Source organism: Nocardia sp. NPDC002869, from assembly GCF_046764065.1.
Taxonomy (GTDB): Bacteria; Actinomycetota; Actinomycetes; order Mycobacteriales; family Mycobacteriaceae; genus Nocardia; species Nocardia rhamnosiphila.
Map to the genome: position 1 here is coordinate 13582 of NZ_JBKOOL010000025.1, position 13645 is coordinate 27226.

Here is a 13645-nt window from a genome sequence, read left to right on the forward strand (position 1 = left end):
GTTCCTCTCGATGGTTTTCTTTTACTGCGTTCTTCCGTTACCGCCGGCGTCCTTCACCACGGCGGAGAGATGTTCGGCGATCCGGCGTGCCACCGGCCGGGACTCCAGGTGCAGCCGGCCGATATTCACCTCGGGGGCGGCGAGCACGGTCAACGACGCCCAGCCGGCCGCGTAGATCACCACGTGTCCCCCGGTACCGTCCACCACGACCTCCTGGAAACCACCGCCCTGCGCCGTATGGGCGAGCCGATCCGACAGCGACAGCTGAGCCGCCGCCAGCGCGGCCATCCCGGTCGGTTCGATATGCGCGGGCAGATCATGGGTCACCAGCAGGCCGTCGCTGGACGCCACGAGCGCCCCGGTCAGCCGGGGTACGCGTTCGCGCAGCGCGCGGAGTTCCGCCGTCACCGCGGCGTGGGGGTCGGAAACGGTCATCGGCACCTTGGTAAGCCTTCCCATCAGTTCACCGAGCAGATTCTTGCGCGCCGTCACGCGAGGTCCTCCAGGGCCGCTCGAAGCCGGGTGAGCAGTTCGTGATCCACCGGTTCCCACTCGTCGCCGTCGGGAACCGGTGTGGCGTTCCGGACCCGGCGTCGCAGCGGCGGCTCCGCTCCGGCGGCCGGATCGGCGGCAGGCGGGCCGGCGGCGGACGCCGGTGCGCCCACTGGTGGTTCGATCAACCCGGCCACGGTCAGATCCCGTACCACCTCCAGACAGCCGTAGGCGGTACGGCCCAGATCCCGGGCGATTCCGGTGACACTGCGGCGGTTGTCGGCGGCGGCCAGTACCTCGGCCTGGCCGCCGGTGAGCAGTACCCGGTGCCGCCGGATCCGACGCACCGGGACCACCGCGGCACGGTCGACCAGGTCCGCCGGCCACGGCCCGGAGTCCGGATCACCGCGGCGCGCGCATTCGCGGACCAGCGCCCGCGGCCGGATGGTGCAGACGGCCGACAGCCAGTGCGCCGGGGCCGGCCGGAACTCCGGCACCGCCGGCGTCGGCAGCAGAAAATAGGCCGCGTCGAAAACGGCGAGCAGCGCCAGGGTTTCGAGCAGTGGCCGGCCCAGCAGCGGGCCCGGATCGCCGGTACCCGCTCGCTCCCAGTCCTCGGCACTGGCCACCCCGGCCTCGACCACCAACCGGGCCAGCCCGGTGGTGCGCGAGCAGGTGGCGGAGGCGATCGCGCCGTCGGTGAGATGGAACTCACCGTCGCCTACGCGCAGGACACCGGTCCGGCCTTCGTCTTCCAATCGCTCCAGTTCGTCCGCGAGCTCAACGCGCATGACCGTCCTCGGCCAGTTCGGCGAGGATGCCGCGTAGCCGGAACCGGGCCATCGCCAGATTGCCGGACTCCTCGTCGAACAGGACGTGGACGAAAAGACGGCCGCCGAAATCCCCGTCCACCAGATTGAGCAGGTGGTATCCCCCGGTCCCGCAGACAATGATCTCGTCGACATCGTCCCCGGTCGGGCCCGTGGTCAGCGCCGGGCAGTCGAGCACCGCGCGTACCACATCGGTGGTGGTCGCCGCGTCCTCGTGCTGATCGACCACATCGTGCCGGCCTGCCGCGGCCACCGCCAGCCCACTCGCCCCGTCCACCAATGTCACGCTGCGCGCACCGGGGATGTCCATGATCCGTTCCAGACATCCATCGATTCCGCTCATGCGCCCTGCCCGTTCATGCGTGTTTCAGATCTCTGGAGACACTACACATACAAGGCGTTCGCCGCCGACTGAACGCATGACCTGATCGGGTACCCGGGTCGTGCGGATCCGAAACCGTGCCGCATCTGCACACGAGATACCAAGCACGGCAGCACAGTTGGTAGCCCAGGCCCGGACCGGATGCCGTCGATCGATGTATTCTCAAACTTGCGCTCGCACGCGAAAAATTGTCTGGATCGAGCGGCGGCGGGGAACTACGTTCGGCATATGACCGAGTCGTCTCCCGGACGAGGGCGCGCGCTGCTCGCCGCGGCCGTCACCGTCGTGCTGTGGGCCTCGGCGTTCGTCGTCATCCGCACCGCCGGAGCGGATTTCTCGCCGGGGGCGCTGGCGCTGGGCCGATTGGCCTCGGGTTCGGTGGTTTTGGTGGCGCTGCTGCTACTCCTCGGCGAAGTGCCCGCCACGGTGGCATCGGCCGGCGGAGTTCTGTGCCTGGTGGGAGTCGCGATCACCCGGTGGCAACCGCGCGCACGCCGGAGTCCGGCCGTATCCCCCGACAGCGACCTCGACGCGGATCCGGTGTGACAGTCGCGAGGCGGCAGGCGGACCGTCCCGGTGGCGACCGCGCTCGCGGGCCGACCCGCCCCGCGGTAGCGGGGTGGTTCGCGCAGACCTGCGTACGGTGAAGGTGATCAGCGCAGTCATCCTCCACGACGACCAAGGAGAGTGCGATATGCTCGCCGCCTTCTCGATCACCCCCATCGGCACCGGCGAGAGCGTCGGAGATCAGGTCGCCACCGCGGTCCGAGTAATCCGTACAGCGGACTCGCGTACCGGACCGCCGCCAGTTTCACCGAGATCGAAGGCGAATGGGACCAGGTCATGGGCGTCATCAAGGCCGCGACCGATGCGGTCCTGGCCGAATCCGATCGGTGCAGCATCGTCATCAAGGCCGATATCCGGCCCGGCCGGACGAATACGCTGAACACCAAGGTCGAGTCGGTCGAACGCCGCCTCGCCGAGTGACCCCGCCCCGCGGCTCCGGGTCTACCGCGCGAGCGGCGCCGAGACCCGGCTCCGCTGCGCGTATCCGAGGACGGCGAACAGCGGTTCGAGGAAGGTCCACTCGCCGAAGCGGTATTCCGCACCGCGCACCAGCCGGGCCGCGAGATCGGGGCGCATAGCGGCCAGGTAGCGCCGGGCCTGCTCCGCGTGCAGCGGATTCGAGACAATTTTGATCCGGTCGGCGGTGTCGATCAGTGCGAGGGCGTTCTCGATGTTCTCCCGGGTGCTCCGCGAGGCGGTATCCAGCGCGACCGGACCGGACCAGCCGCGTTCCCGCGCATAGGCGGCCATCAATTCGGCTTCCGACCGCGCGCCCCCGACCGCGCCGCCACAGAGGACCATCCGGGTGTCGAGCCGGGGATCGCAGGAGCGCAGTCCGGCGCGCACCCGCCATCTGTTCAGCGCGTTGGCCGACGGCGCCGCGTTGCGGAACCCGAGTACGACGACCGCTTCGCTCGCACCGGTCGCGGACCCGACGAGCCGCCGCGACGACCGCCAGTTCACCCACTCTCCCCAGGCCAGTACGGCGACACCGGCGACGAGCAGTATCCGCGATGTCCTCACGCGCATCGGAGCGTACCCATACGCGCGGGGCTGTTCCGCGATACGCCAGACCGACGATCCCGGCCCGAGCGAGTACGCGCGTGGCCGCTCACACCCCCCGCTCGCCGTATTCGCGTACCGCGCCGAGGTATTCGGTGATGGCGTCCCGGTTCCGTTCCAGGCAGCGAATCCGTTCGTTCATACGGTCCCGTTCGCCCTCGAGGGTCGCGAGCATCTCGGGCGTCGCGTCCGGGAAGTAGATGGACCGCGGTGTGTCCAGGCACGGGAGAATCTGTTTGATGACCCGGGTCGGTAGCCCGGCGTCGAGCAGGCCCCGGATCTGCAGTACGCGATCGACAAACCGCTCGTCGTAGCTGCGGTAGCCGTTCGCGCACCGCTGCTCAACTACGGCTGGCGCGATTACGGCCCCCGAGTCGGGTTTCTGGCGGATCCTGCAATCGCTGGACCGGCACGGCATCCGGGCCAGCGCACTCCTCAACTCCGAGGTGGTCGAGCATTACCCGCGCCTCATCGAAGCGGGCCGGGACCGCGACTGGGCCTGGCCGGCCCACGGCCGGAACAACTCCGTGCTGCAGGCCGAGATCGTCGCCGCGGACGAGCGCGCCTACCTCGCGGACGTGCTCGACACCATCGAGCGCGGCACCGGGAAGCGACCGCGCGGCTGGATGGGCCCCGCCCTCTCCGAGAGTTTCCGTACTCCGGAGTTGTTGCGCGAACTCGGCGTCGACTACGTCCTGGACTGAACCAACGACGACCAGCCCTACCCGCTGCGTGTCCCCGGCCTGTTCAGCGTGCCGTACTCGGTGGAGTTGAACGACAACACCCTGTTCCTCGGCACCGGGCTCACCGGCCCCGATTTCGTCCAGATCGTACGGGACCAGCTCGACCGGCTGTGGGCGGACTCCGAAAGAGCGGCCGCGTCCTCGCCCTGGCCCTGCATCCCTTCGTCACCGGGCAGGCGTTCCGGGCCCGGTACCTCGACGAGGCGCTGGCCTACATCGTCGAGCATCCCGCCGTATGGGTCACCACCAGTGACGAGATCGCGGCGCACTACGCGGCCACCCGGACCGGGCAGGAGGTCAGAAGTACGTCCCGCTGAACGGATGCTCGTCCACCTCGAACAGCGCGTCCGCGGTCGCCGCGGCGCCGGGCCGGTGCTCGGTGACGCGGCCCGCGAGCGCCAGGTGGCGCCAGCGGGTACCGCCGAGGTAGGCGGCCGCCAGGGCCGTCACGTCGGTGCCGAGGTCCGCGGGCTCGTCCACCCGGGTGACCCCGCCGTCCGCGATCCGGTAATTGCCGGTGTTGGCGGACAGGATCGGATCGGTGACGGCGAGGACCAGCGGCCGACCGGGACGATAGGCGCGCCGGGCCAGTGCGGCCGGGACATCGACGAGCCGCAACCAGGTCTCGTCGTGGATATCGGTGACCCGGGCCGTCCGCTCGTCGGTCAGCAGATGCCGCAGCGGGGTGTCGGGCGAGATCGCGGACAGCACGACCACGTCGACGATATCGGCGCTGAGCAGATGGCGGACGAGACCGACGAAGGCAGCGGGAGTTGTGGCGACGAGATCGTCGACCACGACCGTCCGGCGCGGGCCGCGCACCCATTCCAGGGATTCGGCGGCATGGTAGCGCACGAACCCGTCCTCCGCGCCGGGCTCCCCGTGCACGGCGACATGACCCTGGGGCCGCAACAGCCCCTGTAGCCGCCACCAGTACGAGGGGCGATCGACCGCCGCGGTCCACGTCACATCCGCTGTCGCGTAGATCTTGGCCGGTATCTCCCAGCCGTCCGCGGGCGCGAGCAACCGGACCGGACCCGCGGCCGGTACCGTTTCGCGGAAGCGGGCCCGGTGCACATCGATCTCGCAGCGCGCCGACGAGCCGGCGACGCCGTACCCGAAACGCTCATAGATACCGCCCTGGGTCGCGCGCAGCGAGGCGACGACCTCCCCGCGTCCGGCGATCTCGGTGAGCTGGCGGCGCAGCAGCCCCGCCGCGATCCCCTGCCGCGCGTGGGTGGGCAGGACACCGACGTGCGTCACCGCGGCGTGCGGCAGGCGCGTGCCGCCCGGCGCGATCAGCCAGCTGGTGTAGGAATTCACCGTCCCGACCAGTTCACCGCCGACCCGGGCGCCGAGGGTGCGTCCGGGTTCGTTCAACCCGTCCGCGGCCTCGGCCGAGATCGGCGGGCCCCCGACCATCGCGGTACGGAACACCCGTTGCGCGGCGCGCGCCTCCGCCGCGTCGGTCAGTATGTCGATTTCGACGGTCATCTCGGCTCACTCCGGGTTCGGGATCAGTGTGGGAATCCGGCGAAGCCGCAGGGCGCCACGGGACACGTTTAATTTCTCTCACATGACACGCGGTACGTCACACCGAGCACGGTGCGGATCCGGTGTCCGGCCCTTCCGTCAGGCCGGGACGGGTCTCCGGAACCGGATCCCAGCGGCCGTCCGAACAGGCGTAATCCCACTGCGGCCCGGCCGCGACCAGGGTCCGCACGGCGTCGAGCAGCCGATCCACATCACCGGCGGTGGTGCCGAGTCCGATACTGGCGCGCAGGGCGGCGTCGAGCCCGAACCGGGCCAGCAGCGGGTGGGCGCAGAAGCGGCCGTCCCGCACGCCGATCGCATGTTCGGCGGACAGATAGGCCGCGACCTGCCCCGGTTCGAAACCGTCCACGGTGAAGGCGACGATTCCCACACAGTCGGCGCTGTCGGCGAAGATCCGGAGGCATCGAACACCGGTGATATCCTCCAGCCCGGTGCGCAACCGGTCGGTGAGCACCCGTTCGTGCACCTCGGCGGGGGCGGCGAGTTCGGTGAGCGCCCCGCAGGCGGCCGCCAGCGCCACGGCGCCCAGCACATTGGGTGAACCGGCCTCGTGCCGATGCGGCGCGGTCGCCCAGGCCGCCGTGTCCGAGGTCACCTCGGTGACCGCGCCCCCACCGGCCAGGTACGGCGGTGCGGCGTCGAGCCAGTCGCGGCGACCGGCCAGCACCCCGGCGCCGTACGGTGCGTACAGCTTGTGCCCGGAGCAGACCACATAGTCGATATCGGTGGCGCACAGGTCGATCCGCCGATGGGGCGCCAGTTGGGCCGCGTCCACCAGGATTCGCGCACCGTGGCGATGAGCGAGCGCGGCCAGCTCGGTCAGCGGCAGCACCTCCCCGGTGACATTGGACGCGCCCGTGATCGCGAGCAGCGCCGCGGGTTTCGCCCCGAGTTCGGCGGCGAGACGCTCGACGGTTTCGGTGAGCGTGCCGGCGGCGGGCACCACCCGGCGTCCGCGCCCGGCCCAGGGCAGGAAGTTGGCGTGGTGCTCGATATCGAGGACCACGGTATCGCCGGGGACGCAGGCGGCGAGCAGGTTGAGCGCGTCGGTGGTGTTCCGGGTGAATACGACTTCCTGGTCGGCGGCACAGCACAGGAACTCGCGGACCGTTTCGCGGGCCGCCTCGTAGCAGCCAGTGGAGACACGCGAGGCATACCCGGCCCCGCGGTGCACGCTCGCGTAGTAGGGCAGCAGATCGGCCACCCGTGCGGTGACCTGCGCGAGAGCCGGAGCGCTGGCCGCGTAGTCGAAGTTGGCGTAGGTACAGGTACCACCCTGTACCAGCGGAACCCGCAGGTCGTCGCCGGAGACGCGGGCCGGGGCACGGGTGGGGTCGAGTACAGCGGTCATCACGCAATCCCTTCGATCGAGGGACTCCGGGCTTCGATTCGGCGGAGTCCGCGCTTGCCGTGCTCGGTCGAGCAGCGGCCAGGTCGTCACCCGGGGCACCCCACCGCGGAGGAGGGTTGCCGGCCAGCAAGCCGGGGCTTCACGCTGGCACTCGTGACCTGGTGCGAGAGTGTCAGACGGCCACCGGCTTGTCAACCCGACCTCGATCCACGCCCGCCGGTCCGGTGCGGCGATTTCGAATCACCGTGATCCGGTCCGTAGCCCGGAAACGGATAGCGGCGCAATGTGTGTCCGGGTGATCCCCCGGCCCATCCGGTGCGCGCCTGTCCCGATCCCCCGGCCCCGAACGGAGATCCGCGATGCCAGACCGAGCAGGAGCCGCCCCGACGGCCGAATACCTCTGGTATATCCCCAACCAGGTGATTCCCGGGCATCGCGGTGATGCCGTCACCGCCGGCCACAACAGCCTGGAGACACTGACCGCGCAGGCACGCGCACTCGAGGAATACGGGTGGCAGGGGGCGCTGATCGGCGCCGGCTGGGGTCGCCCGGATACGTTCACCGTCGCCACCGCGCTCGCGGCCCGGACCACGACCTTCGAACCGCTTGCCGCCGTCCGGCCCGGCTATTGGCGGCCCGCCCATTTCGCCGCCGCGGCGGCGAGCCCCGACCACCTGACCGGCGGCCGGCTGCGGATCAATATCGTGTCCGGCAAGCACGATCTCGCGGCCTACGGCGAAGCCGAGGAGGACCAGGCCGAGCGGTACGCCCGCACCAGGGAGTTCCTCCGGCTGGTCCGCCGGCTGTGGACCGAGGAGAACGTCACCTACCGGGGTGAGCACTACCGGGTGACCGATACCGCCGCACGCCGGGGTGCGCTCTCCAGGCACGCGGACAGCTGTTCGCGCTCGGCGTCCTTGCCGGACTTCTTGTCGGCGAACACCTTCTTGCAGCCGGCCGCCTTCAACGCGCTCTGACGTATGAGATGACTGTTAGTATCGCGCAAAGCGGGTAGGCGTCCCCCGCGGCCGAACAGGCGAAGGCCCACAGCGGTCACACCTTCGCCGTGGATGTGACGACTCCAGGGATTGGTTCGAGCAGAGGTGAACAACCCACTCATCCGGCTGCTCGACACGATCACCCATGGTCTGGCCGGGAGTTTCCGAGATCTGGGAAACGGTACTGCCCGGCGGTACAGCTCGGGATTCGCTCGAACAACCGAGCACGCCGCCCGGAGTCTGGACGGCATCGGCAGGACGGGACTTCCACTGTTCGAGCCGAGCCCGATGGAAATAGCGGTGCGCAGGCTCGATGGTGAAGTGAAACCGCTCGGTGGAGGCGTCGCCGCCACCTTCCTCGGGCGTTCGGTGGGCGGTGCCCGTAGCGTCTACAAACCGGGGTACCTCGAGACATTGCTGGGTGTGTTACCCGATCTTCCGCTGCGCTTCGGTATTCCTCGCGGGGGAGGACACCTCGCCTATCGAGAACAGGGCGCCTACCGAGTCGACGAGGCTCTGGGTTTCGGACGCGTCCCGCCCACCTCGATCACGAACGGGCCCTATGGATTGGGTTCGAACCAGATCTGGGCGTATTCCACCCCGAGCCACCCCAAGGCCGCTCAACTGCGACTGCCGCGCGAGGACTGGTTGAAGAGGAATGCCAGGGATGAGTTGCGGCGTCTGAACGACCGCTACCCGAAGATCCAACGCGAGCAGATGGCGGTACTGGACTACGTCATCGGCAACACCGATCGCCACTGGGGCAACTACCGCACCGGCCGCAACGGCGACATAGTGGCCATCGATCACGGGCTGTCGTGCCCGGAATCACCGGATTCGCGTATCGGCATCCGCTCCGACTTCGTCGAAGAGTTCCACAACGCCGCCCTGAGCGAGGAGGTGATGACTCAGGTCGACGCGGTTGACCTCGGCCGACTCCGCGCCGCCCTACTCGACAGCCAACTCAGCGAAGTCGCCGTCAACGGCGCACTCGACCGGTTGATCGAGATACGGACGCACGGCAGGATCACCGGCCAGGCCTGGCCGGGAGAAATTAACGCAAACATCGTCTTCATGAAGATGACGAAACCGTCACCGACCGGGTGGATCGAAACCTGACAGGCTTCACGCCGCCCTGTTCGGGCTCCCCATAGCATTCGCGGAGACCCAATGGATAAGGACGTATCCGCGACCGGCTATCACCCCGGCCCGTTGTCTTCGGCGATGATCCCGCTGCGTAATCACCCCCGCTGGGGCCGGGGCTGATGTCGGAACTTGTTGTTTCTTGCGCTGTTGCTGCGGGTTCCCTGTCACCCACACCATGGGCGTCCATAAAAGGGCTATAGGACGAGTGAATGGCTGTAAACACCGCTGGCCAGCGATGAAATCACGCTGAACTGTCCAAGAATGCAGCGATTGATGAACAGCTACGAGTCCAATCCCGCCCGCTGCGTCAACAAGCGACTGCAATCCTGGCGAACTCCAAACCCGGCTGTGAAAGAAAAACGAAGCGACAGCCTCGCGAATCGTCTCGTAGTTTTCGTCCATGCCCGAGTTGCACTTCCCCGATCCTGAACTCACCGACGGAGTCGTGACCCTGCGCGCCTGGCGACCGAACGACCACGCGCAGCGATTTGCCGGTTTCTCCGACCCTCTGTGCCAGCGGTTCTCCTGGGCATCGAGCGAGCCTTTCACCGAACAGCACCAGTTGACCTGGGCAGGAGAAGGGGAAGAAGCGGCGCGAATGCGGGGCGAGGCCATCGGGTTCGCGATCGTCGAGGCCGGCGACGCCCGCCGGGTGTGGGGCGGGGCATCGATCTACGACATCGCTGTCGCCGAGGGGCGAGCTGCGGTCGGATATTGGCTCGCCGGCCACGCGCGCGGTCGTGGCATTGCCACGCGAGCCGTGCGGCTGTTGGCGCGCTGGGCGTTCGACGACCTCGCCGTCGCGCGACTGGAGCTTACCTGCGGCCCGGACAACCTGGCCTCTCAACAGGTCGCTGAGCGAAGTGGTTTCACGCGCGAAGGGCTCTTGAGGTCTCATACCCCGTTCAAGGGAGGCCGCCGCGACTCAGTGCTCTTCAGCCTCTTGCCTACCGACCCGGCGCATCGGTGAAAACGCTCACCGGGCCGGTTCGGTGGCCCAAACCTGCCGTGGTGAGTGGTCGGCGGTACTGCACCACCCATGCCCTGGAAAAGGCGGTTTCTGGACGAGATAGACCGAGCAATCATCGCTGACCAGCGTTGATTGCTCGCACCGACGTCCAGGAACGCATCGATCAACGGACGGTCAGGCGATATCCGCCGGAGGATGCCAACGCTCGCCTCAACCTGCATTCGTGAACACGCATGTGTCCGTTGTTCGCTCCTGAGACCCGACCCGACCCAACGGCTAGGCCATCAGCTCGGTGTGGGCGTGCTCCGGCGCCGTCTGGCAGACGTAGAGATGCTGGTCGTAGCCGCTACCTATTTCGACTGCAGTGGGCTTGAAGCCGATGGATGGTTCATGCGCCGATTCCTCGCGTGGGAGCCAGCTGCTGTCTCTGCTGCCGGCTTCGGACGTGGCGATGGTCAGCAGGGGGTCCATGTCGCTGTTGCAGGTAGGGCAGAGCAGGGGGCTGGGGTCGGCGGCTCCCCAGCCAGGCCAGCCGCCGACTCTCCAGCCGGGTGCGACGGACAACTCATTGGCGTAGAACTCCGGCGGGTACGACGCGTAGGCGCTGTCCACGCCCGTCTCGGCTGCCTGCCACACGCTCCAGTCTCCGATCTGCTCCCGGAGTTCCTTGCTCAGCTCCCTGTGGTCGGGGTATTCGGTGACCTGCTCCGGGTGGAGCAGGCACGGCTCGGGCAGGTAGCCGTCGAACTGCACCGCGGGCGGTTCGGGGGGCGTGGCGAGGATGGCGGTGACGGTGGCGGCCGACCGCCAGAACAGCGCAGTCCTGGGCATGCCCGCCGGGTGGTTGAAGGGGCACCACAAGACCTGGAGCAGGTCTGCGCCTTCAGGCGTGTGCAGATCGGGCACGTCGCGCGCGTAGAGCTGTGCGACCGGCAGCATCGCTATGGAACCCTCATAGGGGGCGATCGCCAACGTGAGCGGATACTCCTGCGGCGGGCGGATTCGCTCGAGGGTCTCTCGTTCCTGCGGGGTCAGGGCCCTGCCGTGCGAGGCGGCACGGATCCGGCGTTCCAGCCGCACCTCCGCTGGGGTCAGGGTCGGGTTGATTCCGTCCACTTCATGAGGTTCGTCGCAGTGCGGCCACGGCTCGTCGGCGGGCCAGAGCAACGGTCCGCCGATGGAACTGTCCTGCGGTGACGGCGACCCGGGGCGCGGGTGCAACCGGGTCGCCGTGCGTGCCAGCGGAGCCAGTAGAGGGAAGACGGTGGTGACGTCGAACGGCCGCGGTGGAGTGGTCGGAGTGCTGGTCATAGCCGCGATCGTGCCAAATGGCTCCGACAACGGCGGATCGCCGTGCATCAGCCGAATTTCGGGCGCACACGCTGGACCAATCGGTCTAGCGCTCGGTGTTCACCAAAGGTGCTTGTCGGACAAGTTTCCTGCGGCAATCATCGTCGACCGGCGATGATTGCCCACCATCTGTCCAGGAATACATCGGTTTTTAAACAAGGAATTTGAAGTGCACCAAGCGTCGGGGGCAGCGCGCGGTGCCAGGGGTTCATACCTGGTCGATCCACTTTGTCGGGCCGTGTACGGGCCAACCGGAGTATCTGCGCCGAAGTCGCGTCCCGGCGAACCATCGCGAGCCCGGCCGATCAAGCTGGGCACCGCCGCCGGCGCGGCTCGCAAGACGGCTGGCCTCCGGCGTTCGACACAGTGATTTACCGGGCTCGCAACACTGTCGAGCGCTGTATCAACCAGCTCGAACAACATCGGCCGTGGCGACCCGGTCGGAATGAGCGCGAGAGTACGTCCACGGCAAGGGGTCTTCTCGAAATTCGCTGATGCGGCGTCATTCCGGTGAGTCCTTTCGCCGGAGGTGTTCGAGGACGAGGCTGCGGACAGGTTCGACGTCGGCCAGGAGGCCGTGCCCCGCACCGGGGAGAATCACCGTGTGCGCCCCGGCACGCCGCGCGACTTCCGCGGCCGCCTCCGAATCGTGCACCTGGCTCGCCCCGGCCAGGGCGACTAGGGTCGGGACCGGCAGGTGCGCCAGCTCGTCCGGCGGGTGGGGATGAACGATCGGCGAGGCGGGGAAGTGCGCGGCTCCGTGAGCGAGCAGGTCGAGGTAGGCCTCCAGATGCGCCGGCCCGCCGCCGGGGGCGCCCGGTGCCAGCATCGCGCGGGCCTCCTCGAAAGTCGGGTGCGGGTCGCGGTTCCGGCCCAGCTCCTCGAACTCGGGGCTGAGCCCGGCGAAGACCAGGGGCGGATCGAGCAGGACCAGCCGTCGCACCCGTTCGGGATGGGCGAGCGCGAACCGAAGCGCGAGGTGCCCGCCCAGGGACTGGCCGCACAGGTCTGCTGCGGGTAGCCCGAGCAGATCGAACGTTTCCGCCAGCCAGTCCACGAGATCGTCCATGCCGGCCAAGGCAGCGCCGGTGTGTCGACTGCGGCCCGGCTCGCCTATGGTGTCCACGGCCCGCACGTGATGCTCCTCAGCCAGCGAACCGACTACCGGGTACCACATTCCGGACGTGCCACTGTATCCGTGGAGCAGGACCAGCGACGGCGCTGCGGACGGGCCGGCGGACGTGACTCGCGTCGTTCCGTACCGCCCCGGTAGATCTACCGTCTCGGCCGGTACCGGCCAAAATGCCATCACTGCGTCGTAGGCCGCGAAATATGCTGTCTCCAGCTCAGGGTCGGCGAACGCGGTCATCGCGCACTCCCCAGCTCGAAACGGCGCTCGCCCGGGAGGGCGTGCGGCGCGGCGTCAACCTCTACCCGGCTCGACCGGTCGCGGTCCTCAGTGAGGGCTTCAACCTTCCGCGGCCGGAATCTACGGTCAGTCATTCTCACCACTCCTTTTTCAAGTCAGCTGTATTATGTCAGGCGTATGGAATCAGATGGAAGGGGTTCGCGTGCCCAAACAGGTTGATCACCGAGAACGTCGCGAAACCATCGCTCGCGCCCTGTGGCGAGTAGTGGAACAACAAGGTTGGACCCGAGCGACGATGCGTGAGATCGCCCGCGAGGCGGACGCCTCCCTCGGACAGGTCCAGCACTATTTCAGCTCCCGGACAGCGATGCTCGTATTCGCTATGGAGTTCGCTTCCGAACAGACCTCACGGCGCGTCACCCGAAGCCTCGACCGCCTCGGCTCCCCCCCACACCCGCGCGACGTACTGCGAGTAACGCTCACGGAGATGCTCCCCCTGCACCCGGACGCCCGCGCCACCAGCCGCATGAGCGCCGCCTACACCCTCGAGGCGTTACACGACCCAGAGCTACACGAACAGGCCCGCCTCGGACTACACGACGGCAGAGCACTGACCGAACACCTGATCAGGCAAGCAATCACCGATGGCCATATCCCCTCGGATCGTGAACCAGCCATCGAGACAAACCTCCTGCTTGCGCTGACCGGCTTCACCCCGCTTCTCGACTTCGACGTCATCGATCCCGACGCCGCGCTGACCGCCATCGATTACTACCTCGACAGACTCTTCGACTGCACGACGCAACATCCCAAGCGGTAGGGCCCCCGAGG

General features: G+C 68.1%; 15 protein-coding genes, 2 pseudogenes and 1 riboswitch. Of the genes and pseudogenes, 8 read left to right on the forward strand and 9 right to left on the reverse strand.

The features are described 5' to 3' along the window. Positions 1–21: 21 nt before the first annotated feature. The 3 genes from ACLML9_RS07365 to ACLML9_RS07375 are packed head-to-tail and all read right to left on the reverse strand — an operon-like array spanning position 22 to position 1665. Positions 22–492, reverse strand: coding sequence for a roadblock/LC7 domain-containing protein (locus ACLML9_RS07365; RefSeq protein WP_411944781.1), 471 nt, complete (start codon positions 490–492; stop codon positions 22–24). Continuing rightward, positions 489–1283 carry a hypothetical protein gene (locus ACLML9_RS07370; protein WP_411944782.1) on the reverse strand — a complete coding sequence of 265 codons (795 nt, stop codon included), beginning with the start codon at positions 1281–1283 and terminating at the stop codon, positions 489–491. The genes ACLML9_RS07365 and ACLML9_RS07370 overlap by 4 nt, the downstream gene beginning before the upstream one ends. Next, on the reverse strand, positions 1273–1665 hold the full coding sequence (locus tag ACLML9_RS07375; RefSeq protein WP_030519775.1) for a hypothetical protein: 393 nt from the start codon (positions 1663–1665) through the stop codon (positions 1273–1275). The genes ACLML9_RS07370 and ACLML9_RS07375 overlap by 11 nt, the downstream gene beginning before the upstream one ends. Before the next feature lie 267 nt (positions 1666–1932). On the opposite strand from ACLML9_RS07375, the gene ACLML9_RS07380 reads away from it, so the two are divergent. Both ACLML9_RS07380 and ACLML9_RS07385 read left to right on the forward strand, forming a co-directional pair. Next, positions 1933–2250, forward strand: coding sequence for a hypothetical protein (locus ACLML9_RS07380; RefSeq protein WP_411944783.1), 318 nt, complete (start codon positions 1933–1935; stop codon positions 2248–2250). 148 nt (positions 2251–2398) lie between these two features. Beyond that, positions 2399–2691: pseudogene (locus ACLML9_RS07385) on the forward strand (MTH1187 family thiamine-binding protein). Between the two features lie 21 nt (positions 2692–2712). On the opposite strand, the gene ACLML9_RS07390 reads toward ACLML9_RS07385, so the two are convergent. Both ACLML9_RS07390 and ACLML9_RS07395 read right to left on the reverse strand, forming a co-directional pair. Next, positions 2713–3300, reverse strand: a complete 588-nt coding sequence (locus tag ACLML9_RS07390) for a YdcF family protein (RefSeq protein ID WP_411944784.1) — start codon at positions 3298–3300, stop codon at positions 2713–2715. Positions 3301–3382: 82 nt separating this feature from the next. Then, positions 3383–3772, reverse strand: a complete 390-nt coding sequence (locus ACLML9_RS07395; RefSeq protein ID WP_411944785.1) for a MerR family transcriptional regulator — start codon at positions 3770–3772, stop codon at positions 3383–3385. Between ACLML9_RS07395 and ACLML9_RS07400 the strand changes: the two genes are divergently transcribed. Then, positions 3750–4037, forward strand: a complete 288-nt coding sequence (locus ACLML9_RS07400; protein WP_411944816.1) for a hypothetical protein — start codon at positions 3750–3752, stop codon at positions 4035–4037. The genes ACLML9_RS07395 and ACLML9_RS07400 overlap by 23 nt on opposite strands. A gap of 149 nt (positions 4038–4186) precedes the next feature. Further along, a complete protein-coding gene (locus ACLML9_RS07405; RefSeq protein ID WP_411944786.1) occupies positions 4187–4393 on the forward strand; it encodes a hypothetical protein in 207 nt (68 codons plus the stop codon). Here ACLML9_RS07405 and ACLML9_RS07410 read toward each other — a convergent pair. Both ACLML9_RS07410 and ACLML9_RS07415 read right to left on the reverse strand, forming a co-directional pair. Continuing rightward, a complete protein-coding gene (locus ACLML9_RS07410; protein WP_411944787.1) occupies positions 4374–5570 on the reverse strand; it encodes a GNAT family N-acetyltransferase in 1197 nt (398 codons plus the stop codon). The genes ACLML9_RS07405 and ACLML9_RS07410 overlap by 20 nt on opposite strands. Positions 5571–5667: 97 nt before the next feature. Next, complete coding sequence (locus tag ACLML9_RS07415; protein ID WP_411944788.1) at positions 5668–6981, reverse strand: aminotransferase class V-fold PLP-dependent enzyme; 1314 nt, start codon at positions 6979–6981, stop codon at positions 5668–5670. 45 nt (positions 6982–7026) lie between these two features. Then, a riboswitch (SAM riboswitch) is annotated at positions 7027–7140 on the reverse strand. 200 nt (positions 7141–7340) lie between these two features. Between ACLML9_RS07415 and ACLML9_RS07420 the strand changes: the two are divergent. From ACLML9_RS07420 to ACLML9_RS07430, 3 genes and pseudogenes are all read left to right on the forward strand, one after another. Further along, a pseudogene (locus ACLML9_RS07420) lies at positions 7341–7841 on the forward strand (LLM class flavin-dependent oxidoreductase); the annotation flags it as partial. Positions 7842–8267: 426 nt separating this feature from the next. Next, positions 8268–9098: a hypothetical protein gene (locus ACLML9_RS07425; protein ID WP_411944789.1), complete on the forward strand. Its 831-nt coding sequence runs from the start codon at positions 8268–8270 to the stop codon at positions 9096–9098. Between the two features lie 427 nt (positions 9099–9525). Continuing rightward, positions 9526–10095 carry a GNAT family N-acetyltransferase gene (locus ACLML9_RS07430; RefSeq protein WP_411944790.1) on the forward strand — a complete coding sequence of 190 codons (570 nt, stop codon included), beginning with the start codon at positions 9526–9528 and terminating at the stop codon, positions 10093–10095. Positions 10096–10371: 276 nt separating this feature from the next. On the opposite strand, the gene ACLML9_RS07435 is transcribed toward ACLML9_RS07430, so the two are convergent. Both ACLML9_RS07435 and ACLML9_RS07440 read right to left on the reverse strand, forming a co-directional pair. After that, the gene (locus ACLML9_RS07435) at positions 10372–11406 is read right to left on the reverse strand and encodes a hypothetical protein (RefSeq protein WP_411944791.1); all 1035 of its coding nucleotides are present in this window, start codon (positions 11404–11406) and stop codon (positions 10372–10374) included. Between the two features lie 541 nt (positions 11407–11947). Then, the gene (locus tag ACLML9_RS07440) at positions 11948–12814 is read right to left on the reverse strand and encodes an alpha/beta fold hydrolase (RefSeq protein ID WP_411944792.1); all 867 of its coding nucleotides are present in this window, start codon (positions 12812–12814) and stop codon (positions 11948–11950) included. Between the two features lie 187 nt (positions 12815–13001). On the opposite strand from ACLML9_RS07440, the gene ACLML9_RS07445 reads away from it, so the two are divergent. Beyond that, on the forward strand, positions 13002–13634 hold the full coding sequence (locus ACLML9_RS07445) for a TetR/AcrR family transcriptional regulator (RefSeq protein WP_411944793.1): 633 nt from the start codon (positions 13002–13004) through the stop codon (positions 13632–13634). Positions 13635–13645 lie beyond the last annotated feature (11 nt).